Consider the following 13,585-nt stretch of genomic DNA (forward strand, 5'->3'; position numbering starts at 1 on the left):
GAACTTGTTCTACAGTGATCAGAGGCACACTCGAGGATGAGGTAACGAAAATGACCGCTTCTCCGCGCTCCGCGGACGCCGCAACCGAAGCCGATTACGTCGTCGTAGGCGCGGGCAGCGCCGGTGCGGTGGTCGCAGGCCGCCTCGCCGAGGCCGGGGCGAGCGTGATCCTGTTGGAGGCGGGGCGCAAGGACAACACCCGGCTGGTCACCAGCCCCGGCATGATCACCATGGTGCACACCGTGCCGCAGCTGAAGCAGCGCGTGGTGTGGAAGCAGTACTCGGTCCCGCAGAAGCACGCCAACGAGCGCAAGATCCCCATGACGCGCGGCAAGGTGCTCGGCGGCTCCAGCTCCGTGAACGGCATGCTCTTCGTGCGCGGCAATCGCGCCAACTACGACTCCTGGGCCGCCGAGGGCAACACCGGCTGGAGCTACGACGAGGTGCTGCCCGCCTACAAGCGGCTGGAGAACTGGGAGGACGGCGCGTCCGACGTGCGCGGTGCGGGCGGCCCCATCGAGGTCACCCGGCAGCAGGACCTCACCCCGATCACCCAGGAGTTCATGATCGCCGCCTCCGAGACCCTCGGCGCGCCGATCATCGACGACTACAACGGGACATCGCAGGAAGGCATCTCCATCTTCCAGCAGAGCGTGCGAAACGGTCTGCGCTACAGCTCCTCCCGCGGCTTCATCACCGACCGGCCCAACCCGAACCTCACCGTGGTCACCCACGCGCACGTCACCCGCGTGGTCATCGAGAACGGCCGCGCCACCGGTGTCGAGGTCGCCGACAAGAAGGGCGGGCGGCGGATCATCCGGGCCGCCAAGGAGGTCGTGGTCTCCGGCGGCGTGGTCGGCTCGCCGCAGATCCTCATGCTCTCCGGCATCGGCCCGGCCGGGCACCTGCGCGATCTGGGCATCGATGTGCACGCGGACCTGCCGGTCGGACAGAACCTGCACGACCACCTGTTCGTGCCCATGACCTACATCTCCAAGAAGGCCATCCACCGCGGCATCCCCACCTATTTCGCCCGCGGCATCCTGCGCGAGCTGCGGCGTCCGGGCAGTTCGTGGATGGGCCGCACGGTGTTCGAGGCGGTCGGCTTCGTCAGGACCAAATTCGCCGAGGGCGACTACCCGGATATGCAGATCCACACCCTGCCGTGGTCCTACCCGATCCCCAACCAGGACGAGGACAAACTGCACATGGTGGACCGGCGGCCGGGCCTGACCATCTTCCCCAGCCTCATCTACCCGAAGAGCCGTGGTGAACTGCGCTTGGCCTCGGCCGATCCGTACGCCTCCCCGCTCATCGATCCGGGCTACCTCACCGACTCCCGCGATACCGAATTCCTCGTCGAGGGCATCCGCATCATCCGGGAGATCATGGCGCACAAGGCCATCGCGGGAGACGTCGTCGAGGAACTCGCCCCCGGCCCCGACCTCATGGACGAGAGCGCGCTGCGGGCGGAGCTGCCCAACCGCATCCACTCCATCTATCACCCGGTCGGCACCTGCCGCATGGGTGTGGACGAGCGCGCGGTGGTGGACCCGACGCTGAAGGTGCACGGCATCGATGGCCTGCGCGTCGCCGATGCCTCCATCATGCCCAGCATCACCGGCGGCAACACCAACGCGCCCAGCTACATGATCGGCGAGAAGGCCGCGGAGTTCATCACCGCCGATATGTAGCACCGCGAGACTCGGTACCGCGCTGTTGTGCTTCCCTGCCGGAGCGGTACCACCCCACCCCTTCCGGGACCGGTTGCACCCGCTTCGGTCCCGGGAGGGGTGTGTGGGATCAGCGATCGACGACCGCGGCGGGGCCGTCAGCCGATCGTGATGGTCGCGCCCGACTCGTACAGGGTGCGGTTGCCCTCCACGTCGGTCGCCACCAGCCGCGCCCGATGGGGTCCGCGCCCGGTGTAGGTGTGCGCGACCGTCGGCGCGGTGGTGGTGACATGGATGCCGTCCCCGAAGTACCAGTCGTACTCGCGGACGGCGCTGCCCGCCGCCGTGGCGTCGAAATGCACCGTCTGCCCGACCGGCCCGGACTCGTGGGAGATCGTGAAGCCCTCCCCCGTCGGCCCGCCCCCGCCGAACCACTCCCGCATCCGGGGATGCAACAGGAACGCCTCGGCGTATTGTCGCGCCCCGTCCACATCGGGCCGTCCCAGCACGGGGATACGGCACTGCGGGGCCTCATGATCGGTCTCGGGGCAGGTCAGTGCCCGCAGCGTGACCGACTCGTCGCCGAAGGGATTCAGCCATAGTCGGCTCGTCGCGCCGGGTACGCCGTCGCGCGCCACCAGTCCGTCCGCGGCCACCGCGAAATCGACTCCGGCGGCGGCGTTCGCCTCGTGCGCGGCCTGCCCGAAGGCGGCAGCGGATAATCGCACGAACTCCGACCAGCGGGGCAGTCCGTCCGGCAGCAGCTCGGCATCGAAACCGTGGAAGTAGTTGGACACCAGCACTTTCGGCGCGCCGGGCAGGCCGTGCGCACGTTCCAGGGCGGCGCGCATGCCACGGCCGCCGTAGCCGAGCTTGGCCCCGCTGTAATAGGGCACGTCCGCGGCCGGATTCACCGGATCCGCACCCTCCCCACCGCATTCGCGCCGCACGGCACTCACCAGGTCGGCGCTGCCCGGGGTGACGCCGAGCGGAATGCCGAAGAAGGGGTCGAGGTCGTTGACGCAGCCGTTCACCAGCACCAGGTCCACCCGGTAGCCGCCCGCCTCCGCCTCCGAGGCGGCACGTTCCAACTGGCAGAACACATCGGGCAGGCGTTCGTCCAGCGGCACCGACTCCATGGCGATGGTGCCGTACACCTCTCGCGCGTAATGCTGTTCGAGGCACCCCGCGTCGTCATTGCCCGCGGGCACGGTCGGGGCGTCGAGAACCGCTCCGGACACCGAGTAGTCGTGCAGTTCCACGGCGCGGCCGGTCCGCGCGCCCAAGGTTTCGGCGGTCAGGTGGGCGAACTTGTGTTCCAGGTCGAGCACCTGCCCCCACATGACCGCGTCGCCGACCGAGACCACGTGCAGCGCATCGCATTCCCGCACCGGGTACAGCGGCCACGGGGTGCCGAACTCGGTGACGGCGCCGCCGGGGAGATGGGCACGGGCATCCACCCGCAGCGGGCCGGAGGCCGGAATCTCGTGCCGGGCGATCTCGAAGGGAATGGTCAACACCTCGCCCTCGACACGCGCCGTACCGCTGCGCAGCAGCCGGTCGCCGGCGCGCATCCGCCACTCGATATCGGCCCGGAGTGGGATGCCGGGCGGGTACCAGACCGATGTGGTGCCCTGGAGCGGGCCGTCGCACAGACCGCCCGGGGTGGCGCTGACATCGATGACCACGGGGTAGTCGGTGATCACCTCGGCCTGCGCCGGTGCGGATCCGGCCGCGACGGCCAGGACCGGGACGGCGAGCGGCAGCACGGGGTGCCACCACCGCGATCGCCACACGTTCAACAGCTCCTCCTCGAGTGCGCATACGAAAGCGCATCGGCGGCATGTGAAATGCCGACGATGCTGAAATAGGAAGTTCTCCGAGCGAATTCGCCGCGCACCATACCCAATCCGGTTGCGCCAGCGCGCTACCAACTCGCTACCAATCGACACACGCCGAGCGGAGAATGACGACACGCCGCGACCCGCCGATATCGGCGTTTTGCCCGCCACGCCGACTCTGCGTGTCCCGATTGGATCTACCTGTATTTCTGCTACATATTTGCCATGAACGCGAGGAATCTGACGCTCGCCGCACTTGTCTTCACCGTGGCCTTCCAGGCACGGAATCTCCCCAGCCCGCTATCCAACAGCTACACCACGCTGGCAGCTGCCGAGCGTTCACGCTGAGCACCGCGCCCACAGCGCCGAAAACAACTGTCGGCCTGCGAGTTTCAGGTTGCAAGGTCTTGTTAAGGGCGTGCCAAGCCGGGCGCGACATCGTATGTCTCGACACCGGAACAGCCGGTGTCACCCGAAAACCACCATCGGGGGTGGCAGCCGGGGCGCGACCCGGCCACGAGGGGTGTCGGGTCGTGCCCGGGCGACACGAACCTCCATCGTCGATCGGACCCGTCCACGAGGGGTGTCGGGCCCGGCGGCGGTGGCCGGAATACCGGTGGTCTCGCGTCCGGGAGCGCGGACCATCGGACGGGGGGACGCTCGCAGGGCTCGGCCGCGGGGAGGCGGCGGGCCGTACGGGCACGGCGGGAGCCGCCGGGCTCGAGCACGGGGAGGTGCCGAGCCCGGCGGATCCCGCCGGGGGGGTAACGCCCGCCCAGGTCGTCTCGGGGAGGAGCGACGGCGGCGGGTCGGGGTGGGGCCGCGCTACTCGACCACGAGGGGTGTCGGGTTTCGCGGGCGGAGGGTAGAGCCCGCCGGGCCGATCAGGTCCGGCGGGCTCTTTCGTGTATCACGATCCGGTCGCCATGCGATCTTGTTTCATGGATGGCCTGGCCGGCCTCCGGTGCCTGGAGGCATCATGGAAACAAGTGCGGCAAGCAGATTGGGAGCGATATGGAAACCGTGGTCGTCTTCATTCTGGCCACCCTGATCTATTGGTTCGGGTTGCTGCGCTGAGGCGTCCGCGCCACAGCGACCAGCGCGTCCGCTATCTGCCCGCAGATCGCGTCCGCGCCCTCTTCGCCGTGCGCCAGGCGCTACCCGGAGGTCACCAGATCGTCGTCTCCGCCGCCCGGCGCATCCTCCTGTGCGGATGGTTCGGCCGGTACTTCCCCTCCCCCAGCCGCTTTCGCACCCCGCATCAGGAAGAAGGCGATGACCGTCGCGGCCAGGACGCTGGCCGCGCCGCCCAGGAAGGTGGCCGACATGGCGGTGGTGAAGGCGTCCTTGGCGGCCGTGATCAGCATGCCGTCGCCGCTGGTCAGGGCCGGGGCGATGCTTTCGCGGGCGGCGGCCGGGGCCGTGGCGGGCATCTCCTCGGTGTAGGTGCCGGCCAGCACCGCGCCCAGCACCGCCACGCCCAGCGCACCGCCGGTCTGCTGGATGGTGTCGTTGAGCGCGGAGCCGACACCGGCCCGTTCCGGCGGGATCGCGCTCATCAGCGCGCCGATGGCGGCGGGCATGGCCAGACCGGCACCCGCGCCGACCAGGGTCATGGCCAGGGCGGGCTTCCAGAATCCGGAATCGGTGGTGAGCAGCGACAGCATGACGAAACCGCTTGCCAGCACCGCCATTCCGACCAACATCACCGGGCGCACACCGGCCTTCTGCACCAGGCCCGCGCCGATGCCGTTGAACACCAGCGCCGTCAGGGCGAACGGGGTGAAGGCGAGCGCGGTGCGCATCGGCGAGTAGTCCAGCACGAACTGCAGGTACTGGGTGAGCACCAGCAGCAGGCCACCATTGGCGAAGGTGACTAGCACCAGCGAGAAGCTGGAGCCGGTGAACACCCGGTTGCGGAACAGCTGCAACGGCACCATCGGGTGCTCCGCCCGCAGTTCCCGGACCACGAACGCGGCCAGACCGGCCACCGCGATCAGCAGTGCGCCCCAGGTGCCGTCGAACCCCGCGGTCGGCCATTCGATGATCGTCCACACCAGCGCGGTGGTGCCGACGATCGACAGCACCATGCCCGACAGGTCCGGCTTGGCCCACGGCCCCTTCGACTCCGGCATGAGCAGCAGGGCCGCGGCGATGGCGACGATCGCGATCGGCACGTTCAGCACGAACACCGAACCCCACCAGAAGTGTTCCAGCAGCACACCGCCCACGATCGGGCCGCCGACCATGCCGACCATGGCCACGGCACTCCAGGACGCGATGGCCTTGGGCCGCTCCTGCTCGTCGAACACCGTGATCAGGATGGACAGCGTGCTCGGCATGATGAGCGCACCGCCGACGCCCATCAGCACCCGGCCCGCGATCAGCAACTGCGGAGTGTCGGCATAGGCGGCCAGCATCGAGGCCACGCCGAAGACCACCAGGCCCACCACCATGACGAGCCGCCGACCGAACCGGTCCGAGAGGCTCCCCGAGGTGAGCAGCAGTCCGGCGAACACCAGGATGTAGGCGTCGATGATCCACTGGATGTCTTGGGACGTCGCGCCGAGTTCGGTGGAGATCTGCGGGATGGCGACGTTCAGCACCATATTGTCGATCACCAGCACCAGGGAACTCAGGCAGAGCACCACCAGAATCCACCAGCGCTTCGGATTACGTTGTGGCGCTTCGATGCTCACCGCCGCGCCTGCGATATCACTCATGTCGAATCCCTCTTCGATCCAGTTCGCCGTACACTGTTCGGCATTTGCGAACACTGTACGGTCATGCGAACAGTGTTCGCAAGGGAGAACATTGTTCGACACATCGAACAGCGTTCTAACAGCGGTTATGCTGGCCGCGGACAGAAGAGGAGAGGCCATGACAGCGAAGGCTGAGCAGTTTGCGACGGTATGGATGCGTCCCCAGCGCACGCGGCGCGACACCCCGGCACTGAACCGGGAGCAGATCGTCGCGGAGGCCATCGCACTGCTGGACAGCGAGGGCCTGGAGGCGCTCAGCATGCGGAGACTCGGCACCCGGCTCAATGCCGGGGCCACCTCGCTCTACACCCATGTGGCGAACAAGGAGGAACTGCTGGAACTCGTCGTGGACGAGGTATTCGGCGAGATACGTCTGCCCGAGCGGCCGGCGGCGGAGAGCTGGCGCACCGACCTGATGGAGTTCGGCCGGAGCATGCGCGCCACCATGCTGCGGCACGTGTGGATGCCCGCCGTGCTGAGCACCGCCGGGCTGGTCTACCTCGGCCCGAATGTGATGCGAATGACCGACGGCATGCTCGGCATTCTCGAGGTGGCCGGATTCGACGCGACCACCTCCGACCGCGCCACCAACGCCATCTTCGCGTATCTGATCGGGGCCACCACCACCGAGACCGCCATGATCACCACGGTCACGCGCAGCGGTCTCGGCGAACAGGAGTGGATGGAGCAGATCATGATCGCCTCGCAGCGAATGAGCGAACCGTACCCGCGCCTGCACCGCAGCTACGCCCGACACCGCGAGCTGGATTCGGCGCGCAGCCGCGACGAATTCTTCGACACCGAACTCGAACTGCTCATCGACGGACTCGAGGCGCGCCGCGCACGGTGACCGGGGGCGACACGGCCGACATACAACTGCCCCCGGCCGAAAAAGCCGGGGGCAGCGCGGATTTCACTCAGTGGCCGTTGAGCCCGGCGCGCACGCCCTCCTCGATGCGCTTGCCGAGATCGCTGTCCACGTTCTTCCAGTACTCGAACACCCGGCTCAGCACCGGCTCCCGCACACCGCCCAGCACGTGCCCGACCACATTGGCCACCAGGCGATCTCGCGCGGCGTCGTCGAGCACCTCGCGGACCAGCGTGCCCGCCTGGGTGAAATCGCCGTCCTCGGCGTGCTGGATGTAACCCGCGCGCACCATGGTCGGATCGAAGTTCCACAGGCCCTCGTCACCGGCGCGCTCCGGGTCGGCGTGCGGGCCGCCGAACGAATTCGGCGCGTACACCGGCACATCCGCCGGGTTGTAGTCGTAGCGCATCGGCCCCTCCTTGGAGTAGGAGTTCACCTCGGCGGCCTTGGCCCGGTTGGGCGGCAGCTGCGCGTAATTGGCGCCGATGCGGTAGCGGTGCGCGTCGGCGTAGGCGAAGACGCGGCCCAGCAGCATCTTGTCCGGCGAGAAGCCGATGCCCGGAACGACATTCGACGGTTCGAAGGCGGACTGCTCGATCTCGACGTGGAAGTTGCCCGGATTGCGGTTGAGCGTCCACTTGCCGACCTCGATGAGCGGATAGTCCTTTTGCGACCACACCTTGGTCAGGTCGAACGGGTTGAAGCGGTAGCCCTCGGCGTCGGCGACCGGCATGACCTGGACCTTCACCGTCCAGCTCGGGAACTCGCCGCGCTCGATGGCGTCCCACAGGTCGCGGCGGTGGAAGTCGGCGTCCTCCCCCGCGATGCGGTCGGCCTCGGCCTGGGTCAGGAATTCGATGCCCTGGTCGGTCTTGAAGTGGTACTTCACCCAGAAGCGCTCCCCCTGGGCGTTGACCCACTGGTAGGTGTGCGAACCGAAACCGTCCATGTGGCGGTAGGTCTTCGGAATGCCGCGGTCGCCCATGAGCCAGGTGACCTGGTGCGCGGTCTCGGGGCGCAGGGTCCAGAAGTCCCACTGCATGTTGTGGTCGCGAAGTCCGCTGCCCGGCAGGCGCTTCTGCGAGCGGATGAAGTCGGGGAACTTGATCGGATCCTTGATGAAGAAGATCGGCGTGTTATTGCCGACGATGTCGTAGTTGCCGTCCTCGGTGTAGAACTTCACCGCGAAACCGCGCGGATCGCGCCAGGTGTCGGGGCTGCCCTGCTCACCGGCGACGGTGGAGAACCGCACCAGCGACTCGGTGCGCGCACCCGGCTGGAACAGCTTGGCCTTGGTGTATCGGCTGACGTCACCGGTGACCACCAGTTCACCGAACGCGCCCGCGCCCTTGGCATGCACGATCCGCTCCGGCACCCGCTCGCGGTTGAACTGGGCCAGCTTCTCGATCAGATAGTGGTCGTGCAGCAGGATCGGGCCCTGCGTACCGGCGGTGAGCGATTCGTTGTCGCTGACGACCGGGATACCGGTATTGGTGGTGGTCGGCTTGGTCATTCGACGTCTCCTCGGCTGTACTGCCTCGGGCTGCGAGGCATCTTACGGACGACAGGCCGGGCACAGCCCCCAGAAGACGACCTCGGCCTCATCGATCGAGAAGCCGTGGGTCCGGGCTGGTTCCAAACAGGGGGCCGCGCCCACGGCACAGTCGACATCCACGACCGTGCCGCAACTCCTGCACACCAGATGGTGGTGGTTGTCCCCGGTGCGGGCCTCGTACAGCGCCGATGAACCCGCCGGTTCGATCCGCCGCAACAGCCCGGCTCCCACACAGGCCCTGAGTACGTCGTACACAGCCTGCGTGGACACCGACCCGAGCCGTTCCCGCACCGTGGCGGCCACGGAGTCCGCATCCGAATGCGGCGCCGCGACCACCGCGTCCAACACCGCGACCCGCGGGGCGGTAACCCGCAGGCCGACTTCGCGCAATCGCTCCCGCGCGTCGTACCCGGTGTGCATGAACCCAGTCTCCCTCTAATTTGGAATAAGTCAAGAAAATTTTCTGGAGTCACTCCAGAAAAAGGATCTACGCAGGTAGACGTCGGCCCAGCCTAGGCACGCCGACACGCCGAGTGGTCAGCCAGCCACCCTCGAGGTCGCGCGGATCACAACCGCCGCCCCGGAATACATCCCGCACCCTCGCCGTTGTGAACCACTGTCGGCGTCCGGACAGCCCCGGGCCGCACCCTTCGTCGCTTCGAGCGACCACTCGCCGAGAGGCGCTTGTGGGACGTCGACACCCTTCGCAGCGATGCTGCGAGAGCCGCGCCGCCAGGAATCCCCCCGACTGGCGGCGCTTCGCTTTTTCCGAGGAACCCTTCCGAGGGGCCGGTGGCGTGCGGGTCGGGTCGCGCGTGGGAGTCGGGGCGGCGACGATGTGGGCATGGCGACTCAGGACGATGCACTGCATCGGCGGCTCGGGTTGAGCGATTCGGTGGTGATCGGGCTCGGATCGATGGTGGGGGCGGGGATCTTCGCGGCGCTCGCCCCGGCGGCCGCGGCGGCGGGGTCGTGGCTGCTGCTCGCACTCGGGGTGGCGGGGGTGGTCGCGTACTGCAACGCCACGTCGTCGGCGCGGCTGGCGGCGCTGTATCCGGTGTCGGGCGGCACGTATGTGTACGGCCGGGAGCGGTTGGGACCGTTCTGGGGATATCTGGCCGGGTGGGGATTCGTGGTCGGCAAGACGGCGTCCTGTGCGGCCATGGCGCTGACCGTCGGGGCCTACGCGTGGCCGGAGCACGCGCGGGTGGTGGCCGTGGCGGCCGTGGCCGTGATCACCGCGATCAACTATGTGGGCGTGCAGAGATCAGCGCTGGCCACTCGGGTCATCGTGGCGGCGGTACTGGTGGTGCTGGCGACCGTGGTCGCCGTGTGCCTGTTCGGCGAACACGGCGGGGCGGCCCGGTTGGACGGTGACATCGGGGCGCGCGGCGTGCTCGAGGCCGCCGGCCTGCTGTTCTTCGCCTTCGCCGGATACGCGCGCATCGCCACCCTCGGTGAGGAGGTGCGCGATCCGCGCCGGACCATTCCGCGCGCCATCGGACTCGCGCTCGGGCTGGCGCTCGCGGTGTACGCGCTCGTCGCGGTGGCGGTGTTGCTGGTGCTCGGATCGAAAGGGCTGGCGGAGTACGCCGATCCGCTGGCGCGGGCCGTCGGCGCGGCGGGGGTGCCCGAACTCGCCCCGGTGGTGCGGGTGGGCGCGGTGGTCGCGGCGGCCGGTTCGCTGCTCGCGCTGGTGCTCGGCGTCTCCCGGACCGCCCTGGCCATGGCCCGCGACCGGCAGCTGCCGGGGGTGCTGGCGGCGGTGCATCCGCGCTTCGGGGTGCCGCACCGGGCCGAGCTGGCCGTCGGCGCGGTGGTGGCGGTGGTGGCGGTGAGCTTCGACATCCGGGCCGCCATCGGGTTCTCCTCGTTCACGGTCCTGGTCTACTACCTGATCGCCAATGTCTCGGCCGCCACCCTCACGGCCGCGGAAAACCGTCCGCCCCGGGCGGTTCCGGTGGTGGGCGCGATCGGCTGCGTGGTGGTCGGGCTGTCGCTGCCGACGAATTCGGTGCTCACCGGCGCGGCCGTGCTGGCGGCGGGCGCGGGGGTGTACGCGATTCGCCGATTCGCCCGGCGGTGACCGGTATTTCTACCGCTGCCCAGGGGGCTTGACAGATAGCCTGTGCACATGGTGCGCAGGGGGCTCGCAACGGTCACGGCACTCTTACTGACGGCGGGATCGCTGGTCGGCGGCACCGTGCGGGCGGAAGCCGACCCCGGCCCGCGGGCGAGCACCACATGCGCCACGCCGTCGGGACGCGAATTCGAACGCGCCCGACCGGAATCCACCGGCCTGGACTCCGCCCTGCTCGCCGACGCCCTCGCCTTCGCCGCCACCCGCAATCGGCTCAACGTACAGGTCTTCCGGCACAACTGCCTGATCGGCGAGGGTCCCACCAACGCGCAGACCGGCAACACCCCCTGGAACGTCTGGAGCATCACCAAGAGCGTGGTCGCACTGCTCGCCGGAATCGCCTGGGATCGGGGCAGACTCGATATCGGTGCCCCCATCGACCGCTACCTGCCGCCCGGGCTCGGCAGCGCGAAGCACCGCTCGCTCACGGTGGAGCACCTGCTCACCGAATCCTCCGGGCTGCGCATCGGCGTCATCACCGAGGGGTTCAGCGGCGTCATCCCGATCGACCCCAACAGCGCGGTGCAGGCGCTCGGCGTCCCGTTCGACTACGAGCCGGGCACCCGGTTCGTCTACAGCCAGCGCAATGTCGACCTGCTGGCCTACGTGATCGAACGGGCGGTCGGCGAACCATTGCAGCGCTTCGCCCAGCGGGAATTCTTCGATCCGCTCGGCATTCCGCCGACCGACTATTACTGGGCGCGCGACCGTTCCGGAAACACCTACGGATACGCGCATCTCATGATTCCGCCGAACGATCTGGCCCGCATCGGCATGCTGGTGGCCGCGGGCGGCGACTGGGGCGGGCGGCGCATCGTGTCGGAAGCGTACCTGCGACAGGCGATCACACCGTCGGCGACCAGTTCCTGTTACGGCTATCTGTTCTGGCTCGGTCCGGGTTGCGCGGAAAATCCGGAATTCCTCCCGGATGACGTGTATTCCATGTCCGGACTCGGACTACAGCATGTGTACATCGTGCCCAGCCTGGATCTCATGGTGGTGTGGACGGGCGTCTTCGGCACCCATACCGACCGGGGAGTCACCGGAATTCTGCAATACGGCGTGGAAGTGCCGCACGAATTCTTCCGACGGCTGCTGCGGGCATTCCGGGACAGCCCGATACCCGACCCGGGCCGCTACGTCGAGCCGCCCCTGCGCTTGGACCCGCGCCGGTACTTCGACGGCGATATCGCGCTCGCCGTCCTCGGCCTCGGACCGGCCGCCTATCCGGGCTGCAATGTGCTGTCCTGCTTGGACATTCCGCTCGCGCCGCCCTTCGCCGACGCACCACCGGGGTGCCTGATCGTGGCATGCCTCGGCCCCGACCCACGCACTCCTGGCATTCGGGCCGGGAACTAGGGGGTCACCGCGGCGCGCCCGGCCAACTCCCGCAATTCCTCCGACGGTCGGCGTCCCGCGAACTGCAACAGATCGCGCATCACCTCCCGTGCGCGGTGGTGGGTGTGTACGAGCTCGGGCGTCAGCCGTTCGGCCGTCAGCAGGGCTTCCAGCGCCTGATGCGCCTGCCGTCGCTGCGCGTGCGCCCGCGCCACATCCACCAGGAAGCGCGCCTGTCGTTCCGGGGTGAGCGTGGAGGCGTCCACGTGCCGCGCGATATCGAGGGCCTCACCGGCGTCACCCAATTCGACGGCCACCGCCACCGCGTGCACGGCGACACTGGTCGGTCCGAATTCGGTGTCGAAATCGTTGCGGTCGTCCCCGATCCGCAGGGCCGCCCCGCGTGCGGCGGCCAGGCCCGCCCGCGACTGCGCGCGATTGCCTTCCGTCGCCGCGATCACCGCCAGCATGAGTTGGAGGGATCCGTAGAGCGACAGGATTTCCGGCGTGCTCCGCTGGTCGTCGTCCACCAGCGGTTCCAGTGCCGCCACACAGGTCCGCGCGGCCTGCTCGGCCTGCTCGAACCGCTGTAGTCGCAGGAATGCCTGTGCCATTCGATAGGTTCCGGCCACCACGCTGAGTGGATCGCCGGAGCGCTCGGCCGCGGCCAGCGCCCGGTCGGCCGCCACCCACGCGGCGTCGACCTCCTCCTGGCGGGTGAATGCCGTTGCCGCCGCCTGATAGGCGCGCGACAGCAGGCCGAGCACCTCTCGCCGCGTCGCCGCGACGCGTGCCGCCTGCTCCAGATCCGGAATGAGCTCCAGCAGGCTGCCGCCCACTTCGACGAGCCGTGACTCGTGTGCCAGCTGCCAGGCCAGATCGACGCGTGCGGCCAGCCGCGGCACCTCGACCGGCTCGCGACCGGTCTCGTCGCCGAACAGCCGGTCCAGCGCCGGATGGCCGGTGAGCATGAGTCGCAATTGCTCGAAAACCGCTGAACCCACGCGTTCGCCGCCCGCACGGTCGGTCGACATCGGTTCGGCCGCTTCCGGCCGCAGATCTCGGACCGCGACTCCGAGAACATCGGCGAGCCGTTGCAGTACCGACAGTCTCTCGACCGGCAGCACATCCCGCTCTACCTGCGACACCCAGCTTTCCGACCGCCTGATGGCGGCGCCAAGCTCCTTCTGCGATAGCCCTCTACGCCGGCGCAACTCCGCTACCCGTGCCCCAAGGGTACTTTCGGCCACCGGGTCAAACTCCTTCTACCTGATGGGCTTTGCCGGCGATCACCGCCAGAGGATCGATGTGTGCGCCCGGCAGATCCCGCAGCGCCTTCGTAACGAATCCATGCTCACTCCTTCCGATCGGATCTGCCGACAAGGATTGCAGACCGGGCGAGCTTACG

The 13,585-nt window shown here is 68.5% G+C and carries 10 protein-coding genes; 5 read left to right on the forward strand and 5 right to left on the reverse strand.

Features of this window, described 5'->3' with window-relative positions:
• Positions 1 to 50: 50 nt before the first annotated feature.
• The gene (locus tag QJS31_RS19930) at positions 51 to 1,694 is read left to right on the forward strand and encodes a GMC family oxidoreductase (protein WP_306357372.1); all 1,644 of its coding nucleotides are present in this window, start codon (positions 51 to 53) and stop codon (positions 1,692 to 1,694) included.
• 137 nt (positions 1,695 to 1,831) lie between these two features.
• On the opposite strand, the gene QJS31_RS19935 is transcribed toward QJS31_RS19930, so the two are convergent.
• Entirely contained in the window at positions 1,832 to 3,469 is a 1,638-nt protein-coding gene (locus QJS31_RS19935) for a PKD domain-containing protein (protein ID WP_306357452.1), read from the reverse strand.
• A gap of 270 nt (positions 3,470 to 3,739) precedes the next feature.
• Here QJS31_RS19935 and QJS31_RS19940 point away from each other — a divergent pair, with 270 nt between their 5' ends.
• Entirely contained in the window at positions 3,740 to 3,862 is a 123-nt protein-coding gene (locus QJS31_RS19940; RefSeq protein WP_306357373.1) for a hypothetical protein, read from the forward strand.
• 809 nt (positions 3,863 to 4,671) lie between these two features.
• Here QJS31_RS19940 and QJS31_RS19945 read toward each other — a convergent pair.
• Positions 4,672 to 6,237, reverse strand: a complete 1,566-nt coding sequence (locus tag QJS31_RS19945) for an MFS transporter (protein ID WP_306357374.1) — start codon at positions 6,235 to 6,237, stop codon at positions 4,672 to 4,674.
• Positions 6,238 to 6,394: 157 nt separating this feature from the next.
• Here QJS31_RS19945 and QJS31_RS19950 point away from each other — a divergent pair, with 157 nt between their 5' ends.
• Positions 6,395 to 7,126 (forward strand): TetR/AcrR family transcriptional regulator C-terminal domain-containing protein, encoded by a 732-nt coding sequence (locus QJS31_RS19950; RefSeq protein WP_306357375.1) that lies wholly within the window; start codon positions 6,395 to 6,397, stop codon positions 7,124 to 7,126.
• A gap of 67 nt (positions 7,127 to 7,193) precedes the next feature.
• On the opposite strand, the gene QJS31_RS19955 is transcribed toward QJS31_RS19950, so the two are convergent.
• Together QJS31_RS19955 and QJS31_RS19960 are read right to left on the reverse strand one after the other, a co-directional pair.
• On the reverse strand, positions 7,194 to 8,657 hold the full coding sequence (locus QJS31_RS19955) for a catalase (RefSeq protein WP_029932805.1): 1,464 nt from the start codon (positions 8,655 to 8,657) through the stop codon (positions 7,194 to 7,196).
• Positions 8,658 to 8,699: 42 nt separating this feature from the next.
• Positions 8,700 to 9,119, reverse strand: a complete 420-nt coding sequence (locus QJS31_RS19960) for a Fur family transcriptional regulator (RefSeq protein ID WP_029932806.1) — start codon at positions 9,117 to 9,119, stop codon at positions 8,700 to 8,702.
• 424 nt (positions 9,120 to 9,543) lie between these two features.
• Here QJS31_RS19960 and QJS31_RS19965 point away from each other — a divergent pair, with 424 nt between their 5' ends.
• Together QJS31_RS19965 and QJS31_RS19970 are read left to right on the forward strand one after the other, a co-directional pair.
• Positions 9,544 to 10,785, forward strand: coding sequence for an APC family permease (locus QJS31_RS19965; RefSeq protein WP_282777753.1), 1,242 nt, complete (start codon positions 9,544 to 9,546; stop codon positions 10,783 to 10,785).
• Between the two features lie 48 nt (positions 10,786 to 10,833).
• Positions 10,834 to 12,198, forward strand: coding sequence for a serine hydrolase (locus tag QJS31_RS19970; protein ID WP_306357376.1), 1,365 nt, complete (start codon positions 10,834 to 10,836; stop codon positions 12,196 to 12,198).
• On the opposite strand, the gene QJS31_RS19975 is transcribed toward QJS31_RS19970, so the two are convergent.
• Complete coding sequence (locus QJS31_RS19975) at positions 12,195 to 13,427, reverse strand: helix-turn-helix domain-containing protein (protein WP_282777757.1); 1,233 nt, start codon at positions 13,425 to 13,427, stop codon at positions 12,195 to 12,197. The genes QJS31_RS19970 and QJS31_RS19975 overlap by 4 nt on opposite strands.
• Between the last annotated feature and the right edge of the window lie 158 nt (positions 13,428 to 13,585).

The sequence above is a fragment of the Nocardia sp. CC213A genome (assembly GCF_030766805.1).
Taxonomy (GTDB): domain Bacteria; phylum Actinomycetota; class Actinomycetes; order Mycobacteriales; family Mycobacteriaceae; genus Nocardia; species Nocardia otitidiscaviarum.

What these genes read in the sequence shown, in the direction of transcription:
- QJS31_RS19930 (WP_306357372.1), top strand. Translation starts at nt 51, where the DNA reads ATGACCGCTTCTCCGCGCTCCGCGGACGCCGCAACCGAAGCCGATTAC.
- QJS31_RS19940 (WP_306357373.1), top strand. Translation starts at nt 3,740, where the DNA reads ATGAACGCGAGGAATCTGACGCTCGCCGCACTTGTCTTCACCGTGGCC.
- QJS31_RS19945 (WP_306357374.1), bottom strand. Translation starts at nt 6,237, where the DNA reads ATGAGTGATATCGCAGGCGCGGCGGTGAGCATCGAAGCGCCACAACGT.
- QJS31_RS19950 (WP_306357375.1), top strand. Translation starts at nt 6,395, where the DNA reads ATGACAGCGAAGGCTGAGCAGTTTGCGACGGTATGGATGCGTCCCCAG.
- QJS31_RS19955 (WP_029932805.1), bottom strand. Translation starts at nt 8,657, where the DNA reads ATGACCAAGCCGACCACCACCAATACCGGTATCCCGGTCGTCAGCGAC.
- QJS31_RS19960 (WP_029932806.1), bottom strand. Translation starts at nt 9,119, where the DNA reads ATGCACACCGGGTACGACGCGCGGGAGCGATTGCGCGAAGTCGGCCTG.
- QJS31_RS19965 (WP_282777753.1), top strand. Translation starts at nt 9,544, where the DNA reads ATGGCGACTCAGGACGATGCACTGCATCGGCGGCTCGGGTTGAGCGAT.
- QJS31_RS19970 (WP_306357376.1), top strand. Translation starts at nt 10,834, where the DNA reads ATGGTGCGCAGGGGGCTCGCAACGGTCACGGCACTCTTACTGACGGCG.